This window comes from Nevskia soli DSM 19509 (assembly GCF_000711955.1).
Taxonomy (GTDB): Bacteria; Pseudomonadota; Gammaproteobacteria; order Nevskiales; family Nevskiaceae; genus Nevskia; species Nevskia soli.
Map to the genome: position 1 here is coordinate 137,755 of NZ_JONR01000006.1, position 16,970 is coordinate 154,724.

The 16,970-nt window shown below is 67.4% G+C and carries 16 protein-coding genes; 10 read left to right on the forward strand and 6 right to left on the reverse strand.

Annotated elements, in window-relative coordinates; translation table 11 throughout:
* Positions 1-263 precede the first annotated feature (263 nt).
* The 6 genes from BP26_RS0102675 (at position 264) to BP26_RS0102700 (ending at position 5,803) form a co-directional block, all read left to right on the forward strand.
* Positions 264-2,492, forward strand: a complete 2,229-nt coding sequence (locus tag BP26_RS0102675; protein WP_029919036.1) for a TonB-dependent receptor — start codon at positions 264-266, stop codon at positions 2,490-2,492.
* Positions 2,493-2,508: 16 nt separating this feature from the next.
* On the forward strand, positions 2,509-3,195 hold the full coding sequence (locus BP26_RS0102680) for a Fe2+-dependent dioxygenase (RefSeq protein WP_029919037.1): 687 nt from the start codon (positions 2,509-2,511) through the stop codon (positions 3,193-3,195).
* Between the two features lie 81 nt (positions 3,196-3,276).
* Positions 3,277-3,954, forward strand: a complete 678-nt coding sequence (locus BP26_RS0102685; RefSeq protein WP_084182740.1) for a PepSY-associated TM helix domain-containing protein — start codon at positions 3,277-3,279, stop codon at positions 3,952-3,954.
* A gap of 11 nt (positions 3,955-3,965) precedes the next feature.
* Complete coding sequence (locus BP26_RS0102690) at positions 3,966-4,646, forward strand: energy transducer TonB (RefSeq protein ID WP_051748177.1); 681 nt, start codon at positions 3,966-3,968, stop codon at positions 4,644-4,646.
* Between the two features lie 2 nt (positions 4,647-4,648).
* Complete coding sequence (locus BP26_RS0102695) at positions 4,649-5,380, forward strand: MotA/TolQ/ExbB proton channel family protein (RefSeq protein ID WP_036515968.1); 732 nt, start codon at positions 4,649-4,651, stop codon at positions 5,378-5,380.
* A gap of 3 nt (positions 5,381-5,383) precedes the next feature.
* Entirely contained in the window at positions 5,384-5,803 is a 420-nt protein-coding gene (locus BP26_RS0102700; RefSeq protein WP_029919041.1) for an ExbD/TolR family protein, read from the forward strand.
* A gap of 681 nt (positions 5,804-6,484) precedes the next feature.
* Here BP26_RS0102700 and BP26_RS0102705 read toward each other — a convergent pair.
* Genes BP26_RS0102705 through BP26_RS0102715 form a run of 3 tightly spaced genes read right to left on the reverse strand, consistent with a single transcriptional unit; the run spans position 6,485 to position 10,263 of the window.
* Positions 6,485-8,362 (reverse strand): MFS transporter, encoded by a 1,878-nt coding sequence (locus tag BP26_RS0102705; RefSeq protein WP_029919042.1) that lies wholly within the window; start codon positions 8,360-8,362, stop codon positions 6,485-6,487.
* A 28-nt stretch (positions 8,363-8,390) separates the two neighbouring features.
* Complete coding sequence (locus BP26_RS0102710) at positions 8,391-9,314, reverse strand: alpha/beta fold hydrolase (RefSeq protein WP_029919043.1); 924 nt, start codon at positions 9,312-9,314, stop codon at positions 8,391-8,393.
* A gap of 46 nt (positions 9,315-9,360) precedes the next feature.
* Entirely contained in the window at positions 9,361-10,263 is a 903-nt protein-coding gene (locus BP26_RS0102715; protein ID WP_029919044.1) for an alpha/beta fold hydrolase, read from the reverse strand.
* Between the two features lie 61 nt (positions 10,264-10,324).
* Here BP26_RS0102715 and BP26_RS0102720 point away from each other — a divergent pair, with 61 nt between their 5' ends.
* A complete protein-coding gene (locus tag BP26_RS0102720; RefSeq protein ID WP_029919045.1) occupies positions 10,325-11,065 on the forward strand; it encodes a DUF2461 domain-containing protein in 741 nt (246 codons plus the stop codon).
* Between the two features lie 52 nt (positions 11,066-11,117).
* Here the strand turns inward: BP26_RS0102720 and BP26_RS0102725 are convergent, their stop codons facing one another.
* Positions 11,118-11,624: a DUF1993 domain-containing protein gene (locus BP26_RS0102725; protein ID WP_029919046.1), complete on the reverse strand. Its 507-nt coding sequence runs from the start codon at positions 11,622-11,624 to the stop codon at positions 11,118-11,120.
* Positions 11,625-11,738: 114 nt separating this feature from the next.
* Between BP26_RS0102725 and BP26_RS0102730 the strand changes: the two genes are divergently transcribed.
* Positions 11,739-12,158: a winged helix-turn-helix transcriptional regulator gene (locus BP26_RS0102730; protein ID WP_036515971.1), complete on the forward strand. Its 420-nt coding sequence runs from the start codon at positions 11,739-11,741 to the stop codon at positions 12,156-12,158.
* A 191-nt stretch (positions 12,159-12,349) separates the two neighbouring features.
* Here BP26_RS0102730 and BP26_RS0102735 read toward each other — a convergent pair whose 3' ends face one another.
* Together BP26_RS0102735 and rsmI are read right to left on the reverse strand one after the other, a co-directional pair.
* Positions 12,350-13,654 carry an MFS transporter gene (locus BP26_RS0102735; RefSeq protein ID WP_051748179.1) on the reverse strand — a complete coding sequence of 435 codons (1,305 nt, stop codon included), beginning with the start codon at positions 13,652-13,654 and terminating at the stop codon, positions 12,350-12,352.
* 21 nt (positions 13,655-13,675) lie between these two features.
* A complete protein-coding gene (gene rsmI, locus BP26_RS0102740; RefSeq protein ID WP_084182742.1) occupies positions 13,676-14,599 on the reverse strand; it encodes a 16S rRNA (cytidine(1402)-2'-O)-methyltransferase in 924 nt (307 codons plus the stop codon).
* Between the two features lie 15 nt (positions 14,600-14,614).
* Here rsmI and BP26_RS0102745 point away from each other — a divergent pair, with 15 nt between their 5' ends.
* Positions 14,615-16,528, forward strand: coding sequence for a penicillin-binding protein activator (locus BP26_RS0102745; RefSeq protein ID WP_084182743.1), 1,914 nt, complete (start codon positions 14,615-14,617; stop codon positions 16,526-16,528).
* Positions 16,529-16,530: 2 nt separating this feature from the next.
* Positions 16,531-16,887: a YraN family protein gene (locus tag BP26_RS0102750; RefSeq protein ID WP_029919051.1), complete on the forward strand. Its 357-nt coding sequence runs from the start codon at positions 16,531-16,533 to the stop codon at positions 16,885-16,887.
* The last annotated feature ends 83 nt before the right edge of the window (positions 16,888-16,970 follow it).

Here is a 16,970-nt window from a genome sequence, read left to right on the forward strand (position 1 = left end):
TGATTGCACGGCGATCGCGGTAGCGCGGGAAGACGCGATAATCCGGCCCCTGCCTCCCCTCTCGAACGGCTTTGCATTCCATTGTTCATCATGCAAGAATGATAATGCTTCTCATTTAGTTTCAATAGTAGCCGCGTGCCACGACGTTCCAGCCAGGCGATCCGCTGCCAGAACGATTCCGCACCCGGTTCTTCAGGCCGCAACCACTCAAGACAGGGAAAAAGATGAAGCACACCGGATCGCCGCGCGCCCGCGGAACTGCCATGCAGTTCCGCCGAAACCCATTCGCCATCGCCATGCTGATGCTGTCCTCGCTGCCGTTGGGCGCGATGGCGCAGGAAGCGGCCGCCACACCGGCGGCATCGGCCAGCGACGCCCCGCAGGCGCAGGGCCCCGCCTCCCGGCTTTCGGAGGTGAACGTGAAGGGCACCGGCATCGGCGATGACGACTACAAGCCGGACGTGTCCACCGTCGGCGGCAAGGGACCGACGGCGATCCGCGACATCCCGCAGCAGGTCACCGTGATCGACCGCGCGGTGATGCAAGCCCAGGGCGCCACCTCGATCCAGGATGCGCTGCGCTACGTGCCGGGCATCACCTTCACCGCCGCCGAGGGCGGCACCATCGGCAACAACATCAACCTGCGCGGCTTCTCCGCCCGCACCGACATCTACCTCGACGGCTTCCGCGACCGCGGCCAGTACTACCGCGACGTGTTCTCGCTGGAGTCGGTCGAGGTGTTGCAGGGCCCGTCCTCGATGCTGTTCGGCCGCGGCTCCACCGGCGGCATCATCAACCAGGTCAGCAAGACGCCGACGCGCACGCCGCACGACGAACTGAGCGCCCAGATCGGCACCAGCAACCAGTACCGCGTCACCGGCGACTTCGACCACACCCTCTCCCCCGACGCGGCATTCCGCGTCGCGGCGATGGCGCAGACCCTGCACTCGACCCGCGACGTGATGCACAACCAGGACTACGGCCTGGCGCCCTCGCTCACCCTCAGGCTGAGCCCGAAGACCGAGCTGACCCTCACCGGCCTGGCCGAGCACAACCACGACATGGCGGACTACGGCCTGCCGCCGCTCAACGGCAAGCCGGCCCCTGTGCCGCGGCGGAATTTCTACGGCCTCACCGACGATTTCACCACCCAGGACGTGCAGGTCGCCGGGGCGCGCCTGAAATACGAGATCCTGCCCGGGCTGACCCTGCGCAACCAGTTGCAGTACAGCCGCTACCGCATCAACGCCCACGAAACCGCGGCGAACTCGGTGGGCACCTGCACCACCAATCCCTGCACCAACGCCGGCTTCGTGGTGCTGCCGACCAAGACCACCGGCAATACTACCAACCTGCCGCTGGACCAGCTGTACATCCAGCTCGGCAGCCACGCGCGCGACATCAGGGACACCTCGGCCTTCAACCAGACCGACATCCTGTGGAACATCGAGACCGGCCCGCTCAAGCACGAGCTGGTCGCCGGCGCCGAAGTCGGCCGCGACACCTACAGCAACCAGAGCATCACTTTCAACAACCTGCCGGTCCTGACGCTGGTCAACCCGGTGTACCAGTCGGGCGCCTCCGCCGGCGTCACCTCCACGCCCGGCAACCGGGCTTCGAGCAGCGCCGTCACCGAGGCGGCCTACGCCAACGATACGATGTCGATCGGCCGCCACTGGAAAGTGGTCGGCGGCGTGCGCTGGGACCGCTACGATGCCGAGCTCGACAACACCGTGACTTCGACGCGCGCCCTGCCGCACGTGGAGCAGACGGTGTACTACGACAGCGTGCGCGGCGGCGTGCTGTACCAGCCGACCGACACGCAGACCTACTACGCCTCCTACGGCACCTCCTTCAATCCTTCGCTGGAGCAGCTCACCGTCACCGTCGGCCAGCAGAACCTGCCGCCGGAGAAGAACCGCTCCTACGAGGTCGGCAGCAAGTGGGACCTGCTCGACAGCAACCTGTCGCTGACCTCGGCCCTGTTCCAGGTGCAGAAGACCAATGCACGCTCGCAGGTCGAGACCGGCGTGTACGAACTCGACGGCAAGGTCCGCGTCAACGGCGCCGCGCTCAACGCCGCGGGCCGCCTCACCAAGAAGTGGCAGGTGTTCGGCGGCTATACCTGGCTAGACGCCAAGGTACTGGACGCTTCCGGCATCGACGGCACCGCGGGCCGGACGCCGACCAACGTGCCGCGCAACAACGCCACGCTGTGGACCACCTACCTGCCGACGCACGACTGGGAAGGCGGCACCGGCCTGGTCTACACCTCCTCGCGCTACGTCACCGCCAACAACGCGGTATCGGTGGACGGCTACGTGCGCTGGGATGCGACCGTGGCCTACCACCAGAAGCAATATGACGTGCGCCTGAACCTGTTCAACCTGACCAACAAGCGCTACTACGACTCGGTGATCCAGTCCGACGGCGGCCGTTCGGTGCCGGGCGCCACGCGCAGCGCCCTGGTCAGTTTCATCTACCGTCTCTGAACCGGAAAGCTCCGCCATGCTGCTGAAGATCCCGGGAGTGTTGAACGCCGAACAGCTGCGCATGGTCCGCGCGCGGCTGCTGGCGGCCGATGCGCCCTGGGTCGACGGCCGCGTCACCGCGGGCTACCAGGGGGCGCCGGTCAAGCGCAACCAGCAGATCGACGAGAACTCGCGCACCGCGCTGGAACTCGGCGATCTCATCCTGGGTGCGCTGGAGCGCAATCCCCTGTTCATCAGCGCGGCGCTGCCGAACCGGGTCTATCCGCCGATGTTCAACCGCTACGAAGGCGGCATGCACTTCGGCAACCACGTCGACGGCGCCGTGCGGCTGATCCCGGGCAGCGGCATCAAGCTGCGCACGGACATCTCGGCCACGCTGTTCCTGGAGCCGCCGGAAAACTACGACGGCGGCGAGCTGCTGGTGGAGGACACCTACGGCGAGCATGTACTCAAGCTGTGCGCGGGCGACCTCGCGGTCTACCCCGCCACCAGCCGGCATCGCGTCACCCCGGTGACGCGCGGCGCGCGCCTGGCCTGCTTCTTCTGGGTGCAGAGCCTGGTGCGCGACGACAGCCAGCGGCGCCTGCTGCTGGACCTGGACCAGGCGGTGCAGAAGCTCGGCGCCACCGGCGCAGACGCCCAGGCCCTGCTGCAACTGACCGGCAGTTATCACAACCTTCTGCGCATGTGGAGCGAGACGTGAAGCTGCTCCGCTTGCCTCTTTTTTCCCCTCGCCCCTCCCCTCTCTCCTAACGGGCCTGGGGGCTTTCTTTTCAATATTGATATGTCGACCACCGAAGCCATCAGAGGTACATCGACCAGTACCGCCACCGCGAGCAGCCGCTGGAACCGCATCAACGCCATCCGCTGGCTGCGCAAGATGCACGGCTGGATCGGCCTGTGGGGCGCCACCCTGGGCCTGCTGTTCGGCACCAGCGGCATCCTGCTCAACCACCGCGCCGTGATGAAGATCCCGGCGGCGCAGGCGCAGGAGAGCACCGTGCAATTGCCCCTGCCGCAACCCGCGCCGGAAAACGCCAGGGCGATGCTGGACTGGCTGCAGGGCGAGCTGAAGTTCGACCACCCCAACCTGCGCTCGCGCGAGGAGCCGGCTCACGGCGTGGCCTGGGGCGACAAGTCGCTGACTCAGCCGGCTCATTGGCAGATGTCGCTGACCACGCCGCGCGTCAACGTGCAGGCCGACTGGTGGGTGGGCAACAGCTTCGTCACCCTGAAGCGATCGGACAACAACTTCTTCGCCGTGCTGACCAACCTGCACAAGGGCGTGGGCATGGGCGTGGCCTGGGTGCTGCTGGCCGACACGCTCGCCGGCAGCATCGTCCTGCTGTCGCTAAGCGGCGTGCTGCTGTGGACCCAGCTCAATCGCCGGCGCCTGGTCGGCGCCGCCATCGGCGTCAGCGGCCTGACGCTGACCGTGCTCCTCGCGCTGCGGCTGGTCTGAGAACACAAGCCATGTCAGCGCAGTCCAGCGCCCCGCTTCCCCGTCGCCCCGCCGCCGGCTGGCACCATCAGCGCCGCGGCGGACGCTGGCCAGCCATCGCCGCCATCGTCGCTCTGCATGGTCTCGGCCTCTACGCCGCCCTGCAGATCGGCGCCGTGCGCGAAACCATCGAGGAAGCCGCGCCGCTGTTCGTCAGCTTCATCGCCGCGCCGCCGGCGCCCGAGGTCAAGGCGCCGCCGCCCACGCCGGAACCGCTCAAGCCGAAACACGAGCCGCGCCTGATCTCGACACCGCAGCCCAGCGCCTCGCCGATGCAGACGCCGCCGCAGCCGGTGCACGAGGAGCCGGTGGCGGAAGTCACGCCGCCCACGCCGCCGGCGCCTCCCGCGCCCGCGCCGGCCGCACCGATCACCCCGCCCAACTTCGTCGCCGCCTACCTGGACAACCCGACGCCGGAGTATCCGCGCCTGTCGCGCCGCATGAAGGAAAGCGGCACGGTGCTGCTGCGCGTACGCGTCAGTCCCGAAGGGCGCAGCGCCCAGGTCGAACTGAACCAGAGCAGCGGTTACGAGCGGCTCGACCAGGCCGCCGTCGAAGCCGTGCGCAGGTGGCGCTTCGCCCCGGCCAGGCAGGGCGAGCAGGCGGTCAGCGCCTGGGTGCTGGTCCCGATCAATTTCCAACTGGAACAGTGAACATGCAAGCAGAACAAGCTATGGGCTTCGGCCATTTCCTCACCAACGCCGACGGCCTGGCCAAGGGCATCCTGGTCCTGATGTTGCTGGCCTCCATCGCCAGCTGGTACCTGATCCTGACCAAGGCCGTATCGAATCTGCTGTCGCAGCGGCGCAGCGCCCGCTTCCTCGATTTCTTCTGGAACGCGCCCTCGCTCAACGCCGTGGCGGTGCGCCTGGAAGAGCGGCACCCGGACGAGCCGTTCTCGCACCTGGCTTACCACGGCATCGCCGCCAGCCATCACCACGAGCGGCACGGCATCAACCGCCTCAACGAGGCCGGCAGCTCCGGCGACTTCGTCACGCGCACGCTGCGCAAGACCATCGATGAGGAAACCGCGCGCATGGAATCCGGCCTGACCATCCTCGCTTCGGTCGGCGCCACCGCGCCCTTCGTCGGCCTGCTCGGCACCGTGTGGGGCATCTACCACGCCCTCATCGCCATCGGCATGAGCGGCGCCGGCACCCTGGACAAGGTCGCCGGTCCGGTGGGCGAGGCCCTGATCATGACCGCCATCGGCCTCACCGTCGCCATCCCCGCCGTGCTGGGCTACAACTTCCTGGTCCGTTCCAACCGCATGACCCTGGCCAGGCTCGACGCCTTCGCCCACGACCTGTTCGCCTTCCTCGCCACCGGCGTCAAGATCGAGGCGCAGGCGCCGTCCAACGTCACCCACTTCAAGGCAGCGAGCTGAGCCATGGCCTTCGGCAATCCCCGTGCGACGGGCGCCAGCGCGCCCATGACCGAGATCAACATCATTCCCCTGGTGGACGTGATGCTGGTGCTGCTGGTGATCTTCATCATCACCGCGCCGCTGCTCACCAACGCCGTCAAGATCGACCTGCCGCAGGCGAGCAGCGCGCCCAATCTGACCAAGCCGGACAACATCCAGCTCGCCATCGATGCCGGCGGCCAGATCTACTGGAACGGCGAAGCGGTGGAACAGGCCGCGCTCGACCAGCGCCTGCGCGAGGCCGGGCAGCGCAACCCGGCGCCGGAACTGCATGTGCATGCCGATAAGGCGACGCGCTACGAGATCCTGGCCGAGGTGATGAGCGAGGCCAGCAAGGATGGCGTGACCCGCATCGGCTTCGTCACCGATCCGCGTACGCCGTAATCTTCCGCGTCGCCTTTTGTCATCCTGAGCGCAACGAAAGATCTGTCCACATATCCCCATCGTCATCCCCGCGAAAGCGGGGATCCAGGCTTCGGTGAATTGGATTTCGGATGAACCTGCCTTGGTCGCTGAACCAAGGCTTTACCGCGCGCTCTGAAACTTTGGGGTACGCGCTTGCGCGCGGCTCCTTGCCTGCGCTGCCTGAAACCCTGGTTCCGCCCTGATGGCGGGTTACTTTTCTTTGGGTTTCGCCCAAAGAAAAGTAACCAAAAGAAATGCGACCCGATGTCTGCGCCCATCAATCACCTTTGGTGATTGATGGGTCCCCTGCGCTTCTCGGCCAAGGTGGGTGTTTTAGACAGGCCATCCCTGGCCTGTCTAAAACAGCTTCGGCATCCTGCCTCGCCCGCGTCTACGCGCGGCTGATCCACCTTGGCCTGCGATGCTCGGCGCAGCCAGACGGGGAGGTACGTCAAAAGCCACGTCAAAAGCGCAAAGCAACGTCAAAAGCCGAAACGTCGCTCTTGAGCGCTCCCTATCCCTCTTCGTCATCCCCGCGCAGGCGGGGATCCAGTCCTGCCGACCCCGCGATGCACGTTCGCTCGCAGCATGCGTGCCAACAAAATACCTTGGCACGCATGGCACCCATGGTTAAAAACCCCGAAATTCACCATGCACGACTCAAGGCCGATCCCCGCGCAACTCCCGCACCCGCGCTTCCAGCGTCGCCACCGTGACCTGCTCCGCCGGCATCGGCGCCCCGGCGATCAATTCGATATTCGCCCGGAACCGCCGCGGCAGGCGCATACGCCGCATGGCCGAATCGCGCCGCGACCACATGCTGGCCCATAACCCGCGCACGGCCATCGGCACCACCGGCACGGGCGTGCGCTTGATGATGCGCTCGATGCCGGCCTTGAACGGCTTGATCTCGCCGTCCGGCGACAGGCCGCCTTCGGGGAAGATGCAGACCAGCTCGCCCTCGCGCAGGGCGTGGTCGATCGCCTCATAGGCTGCGTTGAGCAGCTTCTCGTTTTCCTTGGCCGGCGCGATGGGAATGGCCTTGGCGGTGCGGAAGATGAAGTTCAGCACCGGGATCTTGAAGATGGTGTGGTACATGACGAAGCGCACCGGCCGCCGCACGCTGCCGCCGAGGATCACGGCATCGACGAAGCTGACGTGGTTGCAGGCGATGACCGCCGCGCCCTCGTCGGGAATGTTCTCCAGCCCGCGCTTGTCGATGCGATACAGCAGGCTGATCAGCATCCACACCAGGAAGCGCATCAGGAACTCGGGCACCAGCGAGTAGATGAACAGCGTCACCGCCGCGTTCATCAGCGCCGTCACCAGCAGCAATTGCGGAATGTTGAGACCGGCCTTGAGCAGGCCGATGGCGACCAGGGCCGAGGCCACCATGAACAGCGCGTTGAGGATGTTGTTGCCGGCGATGATGCGCGAGCGGTGCGTGTCCGCCGAGCGCGTCTGGATCAGGGCATAGAGCGGCACGATGTAGAAGCCGGCGAAGGCGCCGATCAGCAGCAGGTCGAGCATCACGCGGTGACTGCGCAGCTGGTGCATGAACTGCGTGACGCCGAGGTCGTGCACCGCCGCGAGGTCCGGCTGGGCGAAGTACAGATCGATGCCGAACAAGGTCATGCCGATCGAGCCGAACGGCACCAGGCCGATTTCCACCTTGTGCCCGGACAGGCGCTCGCACAGCAGCGAACCGATGCCGGTGCCGACGCAGAAGATGCCGAGCAGCAGGGTGAAGACGTGGTCGTTGCCGCCGAGGTAGGCCTGGGTGTAGTGCGGCAACTGGGTGATGAAGGTGGCGCCGTAGAACCAGAACCAGGAGACCCCCAGCACCGACAGGAACACGGTGCGGTTGCCGCGCATGAACTGGATGTTGCGCCAGGTTTCGGTGAAGGGATTCCAGTTGACCTCCAGATCCGGCGAACCCGGCGGAGCCGCCGGAATGGCACGCGACACCAGGTAGCCGAGCCCGGCCGCCAGTAGCACCGCGATGCTGACCAGGGTGGTGCCGGCGTGCAGGCCCATGAGGATGCCGCCGACCATCAGGCCGAGCAGGATGGCCAGGGAAGTGGCGCTTTCCACCAGGGCGTTGCCGCCGACCAGCTCGTCCTGGCGCAGGGTCTGCGGCAGGATCGAGTATTTCACCGGGCCGAACAAGGTGGCCTGCAATCCAAGCCCGAACAGCACCGCCAGCAGGAACGGCATGCTGCGCAGGTACAGGCCGATCGCGGCGGTGACGGCGATGGCGACTTCGAGCAGCTTGATGCCGCGGATCAGCCGCGACTTCTCGTATTTCTCCGCGATCTGGCCGGAGGTGGCCGAGAACAGGAAGAACGGCAGGATGAACACCACGCCGGCGATGTTCTGGTAGAAATCGACCTGCGAAGACGTCAGGTTCATGGCGCCGAAGGTGACCAGCACGCCCAGCGCGTTCTTGAACACGTTGTCGTTGAACGCACCGAGCAACTGCGTCACGAAGAACGGCGCGAAACGGCGCTGCTTCAGCAGGCCAAACTGACTGCTCATCCCTTCCCCCTGTCGTTCTTTACAGCATTCAGCCGCGGCCGCTGACCCGTTGCTGGAATTCCATATAGGCCTGCAGCAGCTCCGCCGGCGCTTCGAGCTGCGGGTAATGACCGACGCCCTGCAGCACCACCACATCCGGTTTCGGCACCAGTTGGCGGTAACGCCCCACCATGCGCGGCCCCGTCACCGGATCGAGCTTGCCGCAGATGAAGCGCAGCGGCACCTTGGTCCGTTGCAGGGCCTCGACCCAGCGCTCGCGGTGCAGCTCGCGCTCCTTCAGGTAGCGCATCTGCTTGTAGGCCAGGTCCGCACCGCCGTTGTAGGCGATGAGCTGCCAGAACTCGGCCAGTTCGTCGAAAGTCGGCTGGGTGTTGGGTCCGAACACGCCGCTGAAGCTGGTGCGGAAGCCATGCTCGGTCATCAGCTTGCTGACCAGCATGCCGACGCGCGACAGCAGCAGCTTCTGCAGGAGGGTCGGCCGGAACGACTCCGGGAACAGGCCGCCGTTGAGCAGGCAGACGGAATCGAGCTTCAGCCCGGAACGGGAACCGCGCGGCCGCTCTTCCTGCCGCGCCAGCAGTTCCTGCGCCACGGTATCGCCGTAGCCGTGGCCGATGACATGGCAGCGCTTCACGTCGAGCGAGGCGAGCAGGCCCTGCTGCAGATCGGCCTGGTCGGCGATGGTGTAGTCGTAGTCGCGCGGCTTGGCCGAATAACCGAAGCCGATCATGTCGGCGGCAACCACCCGCGAGAAGTGCCGGCACAGCGCCGGCCACTGGTGATGCCAGTCCCAGGAGGACGTCGGGGAGCCATGCAGCAGCAACAGCACCGGACCGTCGCCGCCGGTGCCGCCGGTCTGATAGAACACGGTATGACCGCGATGCGCATAGTGCTGGCCGCTCTCATACCAACGCCTGAAAGTAACCGGTTCTTCGACGGGCTGGACGCTCATGCGCCCAGTTTACGCAATGCGCTCCGCCGCATCAGCCCCCACCGCATCAAGCGGTCTTTGCCAGGCGCCGGTGGAAGGCCAGGAAGGCCCGCAGCGTGCCCTGCGGATCCTCCACCTGCGGGTAGTGGCCGATGCCCGGCAGCAGCACCGTGTCCGGATTCGGCACCAGTTCGCGGTAGCGCTCCACCATGTGGGCACCGGAGATCGGGTCCACCGGCCCGTCGATGACCCGCAGCGGCACCGCGGTCTTCCGCAGCGCGCCGACCCAGCGCTCGCGGTTGGCGCGCCGCTCAGGGATGTAGCGGATCAGCCTGTGGGTGATGCGGTTGCCGCCCCGGTGCGCCAGCAGCTGCCAGAACTGGTGCAACTCGGCCGCATCCGGCCGCGTTTCCTTGCCGAACACCGCGGCGAAGCTGCGGGCAAAGGCGTGCTCGTTCATCAGCAAGCCGAGCAGCGGACCCAGCGGCGTCAGCAGCAGCTTCTGCACCCGCGCCGCGCGATGCGTCTCCGGAAACAGTCCGCCGTTGAGCAGGCATACCGATTGCACCACCAGGCTGTCGTCGCCGGCCGCGCGCCGCTCCTCGTGCCGCGCCAGCAGTTCCTGCGCCACGGTGTCGCCGTAGTCGTGGGCCAGGATGTGATAGCGGCTCACGCCCTCGGCGCGCAGCAAGGCCTCGTGCAGGTCGGCCTGGTCGAAGATCGAGTAGCGGTAGAAGCGCGGCTTGTCCGACCAGCCGAAGCCGATCATGTCCGGCGCGATGACGCGAGCGAAATTGCGGCATAGCTGCGGCCACAGCGCCTGCCAGTCCCAGGAGGCGGTGGGGAAGCCGTGGATGCAGACCAGCGTGCGCTCACCCTCACCGCTGCCGCCGGCCTGCCAGAAAATGGAGTGGCCGCGATGCGCGAAACGCCGCCCACTCTCGCGCCAGGACTCGAACGTCGTTGTCATGACCGGCCCTTTCCCTGTGGTTGTAAGCTAACGCCTTGCAATCCGTCTCGGGTGATTTCGCATGGCGCAGCAGAACACGGTCTACTTTACACCGGCCAGCTTCAAATTCATGCGCGGGCTGGCGCGCAACAACAACCGCGAGTGGTTTGCCGCGCACAAGCAGGACTACGAGGACCACCTGCGCCAGCCCTTCCTGCGCCTGATCGGCGACCTGGCCGAGCCGCTGCGCCAGCTCAACCCGCACTACGTCGCCAGCCCCAAGCCGGTCGGCGGCTCGCTGTTCCGCATCTACCGCGATACGCGTTTCTCCGGCGACAAGGCGCCCTACAAGCCCTGGAGCGGCGCCAGCTTCTACCACGAGGCGACCAAGGCCCTGGCGCGCGGCACCGACGGCAATACCGGCATGATGGGCCGGCTCGACGCGCCGGTGTTCTACCTGCATGTGCAGCCGGGCGAATGCTTCCTCGGCGGCGGCCTCTGGCACCCGATGCCGGAGACGCTCAAGCGCGTGCGCAACTACATGGTCAACAACCCGGCGAGCTGGAAGAAGGCGACGCGCTCGCCCGCCTTCAAGCGGGTCTATGGCGAACTCGGCGGCGATGCGCTGAGCCGTCCGCCGCGCGGTTACGATCCCGAACACGAGCTGATCGTGGATCTGAAGCGCAAGGATTACGTGTGCAGCGCGCAGCTCGACGACGCGGTGCTGTGCGCGCCCGGCCTGGTCAAGGTGCTGATCCGCCACTACACCACCGCCCTGCCGGTGATCGACTGGCTGTGCGGGGCGCTGGACCTGGACTTCTGAAAATCCCGGGCGGCGCGGCCGCAGGTCCGCGTTGCCCGGGTCAACCGGATGCCTAAGGGGTGCCGAGGTAATCGGCCTTGGCCAGCTCCACGCCGTTATGGCGCAGGATGCCGTAGGCGGTGGTGACGTGGAACAGGAAGTTGGGCAGCACGAACTGCGTCAGGTAGGGCAGCCCGTTCAGCGTCACCGGACCGCTGGCGGTCTTGACGTTGATCGGGCGCTGCTCCGAGCCGTCGATCTGCTCGATCTTGAAACTCTTGAGATGCGCCACCGTCTTGTCGATGCGCCCCAGCAGCTGGGGAAAGGTCGACTCCGTATCCTCGAACTTCGGCGGCTCCACGCCGGCGAGCCGCGAGGGCGCGCTCTTGGCCATGTCCGAGGCGAGCTGGATCTGGCGCGACAGCGGCGCCATGTCCGGATACAGCCGGGAGCCGACCAAGATCGCCGGGTCGATCTTCTTCGCCTCGGCGTGGCTCGCCGCCTTTTCCAGGATCGCCCTGAGATTGCCGAGGTAACGGATGAAAACGGGCACGGATGCCTGGTACATCGAGATATTCATGAATCCTCCGGGACTGCGTTGGTTGCGGTTTTTTACTTGCTTATTGCAAGTGATTCTATCAGTTCACTTGCGATTTGCAAGTTGAATCATTAGGCTCGGCGAGTGAATAAAGAAGTGAATAAAGATCTGCCCACCAGACGGTCCAACTGCTCCGTCAGCTACGCGCTCGACTACATCGGCGACAAGTGGACCCTGCTGGTGCTGCGGGATCTCTTGTTCAACGGCAAACGTCATTTCCGCGACTTCCTGGCCTCGGACGAGAACATTGCCTCGAACATCCTGACGCAGCGGCTGAAACAGCTGGTGGCCGCGGAACTGGTGCTGCGCCGGCCCGATCCGGACAGCCGCCGCAGCGTCATCTACGAGCCCACCGCCAAGGCCGTGGACCTGATCCCGGTGCTGCTGGAGCTGATACGCTGGAGCGGAAAATACGATCCGCAGTTCCGGATGACGGCCAAGCTGGCCCGCCGCATCGAGGAGGACCGCGACGCGGTGGTCGCGGAAGTGGTGGCGCGCCTGGGCGCGAAAAACTGAAGCGGCATCACTCCACTTCCGATGCCGTTGACGGCAGGACTCCGGCAATAAAAAGGCCCGCCGGGCAGGCGGGCCAAGTGAAGCCTCGGAGGAGTAATACGACCTCAAATTAACGCCGCGCCGTCCTGCCCGGAAGCCCTTTTCGCTTCTTTCACTAGATCGAATTGATTCAGTCGGCCCGTCTGATACGACTAGGCCAGCTTCACCGCGAACAGCTGCTTGGAACGGCGCCAGACATAGAGCACGGTCAGCAGGGTCATGGTGCCGCCGAAGATCACCGAGGGCACTGTGCCCATCAGGCGCGCGGCGAGGCCGGACTCGAAGGCACCCAGCTCGTTGGAAGCGGCGAGGAAGATGCCGTTGACCGAGACCACGCGGCCGCGCAGGTGGTCCGGCGGCATGATCTGCAGGATGGTGCCCCGGATCACCACGCTGACGCTGTCGAAGGCGCCGGTGAGGAACAGCGCCGTCACCGACAGCCAGAAGCTGCGCGAAAGTCCGAACAGCAGGATGGTCAGGCCGAAACCCGCCACCACCACCAGCAGGTTGCGCCAGGCATGGCGGGTCGGTGGAAAGCGGGTGCAGAGCAGCAGGGTGACCATGGCGCCGATGGCCGGCGCCGCGCGCAGCACGCCCAGGCCCTCGGGGCCAACCGACAGGATGTCGGTGGCGAAGATCGGCAGGATCGCCATGGCGCCGCCGAACAGCACCGAGAACAGGTCCAGCGAAATCGAGTAGAGGATGATCGGCGTCTTGAAGACGAAGTCGATGCCCTCGCGCAGGCTCTCCCAGATGTTGGCTTCGGCCACCCCGTCCTGGCGCGGCTGCGGCGGCCGCGGCTTGAGGCCGGTGAACAGCAGCAACGCGCCCAGGATCAGGGCGATGACCACCGCCAGCGTGCCGGTAAGGCCCAGTACGGCGAAGAGGAAGCCGGCGCACATCGGCCCGACGATGGAGCCGCCCTGCCAGCCGCTGCTGCGCCAGGCGGCGGCGTTGGCGTAGATCTCGCGCGGCACGATGAAGGCGGTGAGCGAACTCGCCGCCGGCGAGAAGAAGCCGCGCGCCAACCCCAGCGCCGCGATGACGCCGTAGATGGTGATGAGCAGGGTGTTCTGCGAAACGTGCGCCAGCGTCGAAGGCAGGGTCACCCACAGCAACACCGCCGAACCAAGGGCAACAAAGGCCACCGCCGCCAGCATGATGCGGCGCCGGTCGCCGCGGTCGGCCAGGTGCCCGCCGAACAGGGCCAGGGCGATGAACGGCACCGCCTCGGCCAGGCCGGTGAAGCCCAGCACCAGCGGATCGTGCGTCATGGTGTAGAGCTGGTAACCCAGCACCACTTCCTGCGCCAGGATGGCGACGGTGAAGAGGAACACGCCCAGGGTGAGATTGCGGAACTCGGGGTAGCGCAACGCGGCCAGGGCGTCGTGCGGCGCCGGCTCGGGCGCGGTGGCGGCCGCGAGCTCTTCGGGCGGCGGGGTCAGCGATTCGGTCATGCGAGGGGGAAGCGGCGCGACTCAGTCGGGGTCGCCATTGTCCTTGTTTTCGCCGTTTTCGCCAGCGAGCCGCAGGGCCACCGCGTAGAGCGCCTTGCGCGGCGCCCCGGTGATTTCTGCCGCCAGCCGCGCCGCGCCGGACGGCGGCAGCTCGCGCAGCAGCAGGCGCAGCACCCGCTCGCCCTCGGCCAGGTCCGCGGTCTGCCCGGCGCTGCCGATCAGCAGCACGAACTCGCCGCGGCCGCGGTTGGCGTCCGCCGCCTGCCAGGCCTGCAGGCCGGCAGCGGTGCCGCTGTAGCTCTCCTCGAAGCGCTTGCTCAATTCGCGCGACAGCGCCACCGGCCGCTGCGGCCCGAGCACGGCGGCGAGGTCGGCCAGGGTGTCGGCGATGCGGTGCGAGGATTCGTAGACGATGACGGTGCGCGGCTCGCGCCCCAGCTGTTCCAGCTTGGCCCGCCGCGCCGCCTGCTTGGGCGGCAGGAAGCCGGCGAAGAGGAAAGCGTCGCTGGGCAGGCCGGACACCGACAGCGCCGCCACCGCGGCGCAGGGACCGGGCACGGCATAGGCCGGCACGCCGGCGGCGCGTGCGGCGCGCACCAGGGCGAAGCCGGGGTCGGAGATCAGCGGCGTGCCGGCGTCGGAGATCAGGGCCAGGGACTGCCCGGCCTGCAACTGCCGCACCAGTTCGGCGGCAATGCGATCCTCATTGTGCTCGTGCAGGGCCACCAGCGGCCGCTGGATGCCGAAATGCGCCAGCAGCAGGCCGCTGGTGCGGGTGTCCTCGGCGGCGATGCGATCCACTCCGGCGAGGATGCGGCAGGCTCGCGGCGACAGATCGCCGAGGTTGCCGATGGGGGTGGCGACGACGTACAGGGCGCCCGCCACGACAGTGTGATCTACGTCTTCCGGCGGGGCCGGCGCGGCAGCGGATCGTTCGGTGGTCATGTCATACTTTAGCGGATGACGCCCCGCCGACTGACACCCATCGCCGCCCTCATGCTGGCCGCGCTCGCCGGATGCGCCGCCGGATCCGGCCTGCCGTCCTATACCTCGTCCTCCTACGAGTCTTCCGCCTCGCCCCTGGACGACGCGCAGAAAGCGCTGATGCACAACGACTATTTCCGCGCCTCGCGGGCCTTCGAGCAGGCCGCGGCGCAGACCGCACCGCCGCAGAGCAACGAGTACCACCTGCGCGCCGCCGAAACCGCCACCGACGGCAACGATTACAGCTATGCCGGCACCATCCTCGACACCCTGCCGCTGGCGGCGCTCGACCCGCAGCAGCAGCTGCGCTGGCGCCTGCTGCGTGCGCGGGCCCTGCTGGCCCGCAACGACGCCGCCGGGGCGCTGCGCATGCTGCCCGAGAACACAGCCAATTCACCGCTGGCCGAACGCGTGCTGCTGCTGCGCGGCCGCGCCCTGTTCCGCCTCAACGATCCGGTGGGCGCGACCCAGACCCTGGTGCAGCGCGAACGCCTGCTCGGCGTCCCGGCCATGGTCAGCGAGAACCGCGACGCCATCTGGTCCGGCCTCGGCGCCGCGCCGCTCGACGCGTCCGCCCTGGCCCGCGCCGGCAATACCGATCCGGTGACGCGCGGCTGGATCGAGCTGGCCAACCTGTCCCATCGCAACGCCTCGCTGGAAATGTACGACGGCTGGCGCCAGCGCTATCCGGGCCACCCGGCGCAGGACCGCCTGGCCAGCGTGATGATGCCGACGGCGCCGCCGCAACCCCCGATCAACCAGGCCGGTCCCGCGCCGGCCTACGTCACGCCGCCGCCCGGCGCGACGCCCCCGGCTTTCAACGGCGTCCCGGCGCGTCCCGGCTTCTACGCCCTGCTGCTGCCGCAAAGCGGCGGCCTGGCGGCCTATGCGGACAGCGTGCACGCGGGCTTTGCCGCGGCCGCGGCGCGGGCGGGCAACCCCGCCGACGTGCGCGTCTACGACGCCAGCAATCCGGCCGCGGCGGTCAGCGCCTACAGCCAGGCCATCAGCGAAGGCGCCGGCGTGGTGGTGGGTCCGCTGCTCAAGGCCAATGTCACCGCGCTGAGCCAGGCCGGCAGCCCGCGCACGCCGGTGCTGGCGCTGAATTACCTGGATGCCGGCCATGTCGCGCCGGCCGGTTTCTACCAGTTCGGCCTCGCGCCCGAGGATGAAGCACGCGCCGCCGCCGAGGACGCCGCCGCGCGCGGCCTGCGCCGCGCCCTGGTGCTGGTGCCCGCCAACGAGCGGGGCGCCCGTGTGCAGGCGGCGTTCAGCCAGCGGCTGAGCGAGCTGGGCGGTGAAGTGCGCGACTCGCGCAGCTACTCCGGCGAGTTCAAGGACTGGGCCACGCCGATCAGCAGCCTGCTGCATTACCACGCGGTGGACGACAAGAAGAAACTGGCCGAGATGCGCGCCAGTGCGGCCCCTGGCGTCGATCCGCAGCGGCGCAACGATTTCGATTTCATCTTCATCGACGCCGGCGCCAACCAGGCGCGGCAGCTGTGGCCGCTGTTCCGCTACTACCATGCTGAACGCGTGGCAATCTACGACACCGCCACCGTCAACGAGGGCCATGGCGACCAGGACCTCGCCGGCATCCGTTTCTGCGACGCGCCCTGGATGCTCGACAACGGCGGCACCTGGGCTTCGCTGCGCGGCGATGCGCTGAACGGCCGCAACGCCGAACTGGCGCGTTTCTACGCCCTCGGCGACGACGCCTTCCTGCTGGCCCTGCGCCTGAGCCAGAACAGCCTGCATCCGCTGGACGAGCTGCCCGGGGGCACCGGCACCCTGCGCGTCGGCGACGACGGCACGGTGCACCGCGGCCTGGTCTGCGCGCAGACCACCGAAGGCCAGCCGCGCCTGCTCGAAGCGGCGGGCGCGCAGTAGCGATGAACACGCAGCTGCGCGGCGCCGAGGCCGAGGCGCGGGCGCAGCGCCACCTGGAGCAGCATGGCCTGAAGCTGGTGACGCGCAACTGGCGCTGCCCCGGCGGCGAGCTGGACCTGGTGATGCGCGACAAGGACACCCTGGTACTGGTGGAAGTGCGCAAGCGCAGCCGCAGCGACTACGGCGACGCCTTCGCCTCGGTGCACGGGCGCAAGCGCGGGCGCCTGGTCCACGCGGCAAAATCGTTCCTGGCGGCGCATCCGCAGTACTCGCGCAGCCCGGTGCGTTTCGATGTGGTGGCGGTGGACGGCAGCGATGCCGTGGAATGGCTCACAGCGGCTTTCGACGCAGAGGAATAAGGGCCTGCTGACTGTCATTTGGTCGCTGCGTTGTCCCCAAAATCGCGCCATGCGCCCCTCCCGCACCCACCTCGCTGCGCTCG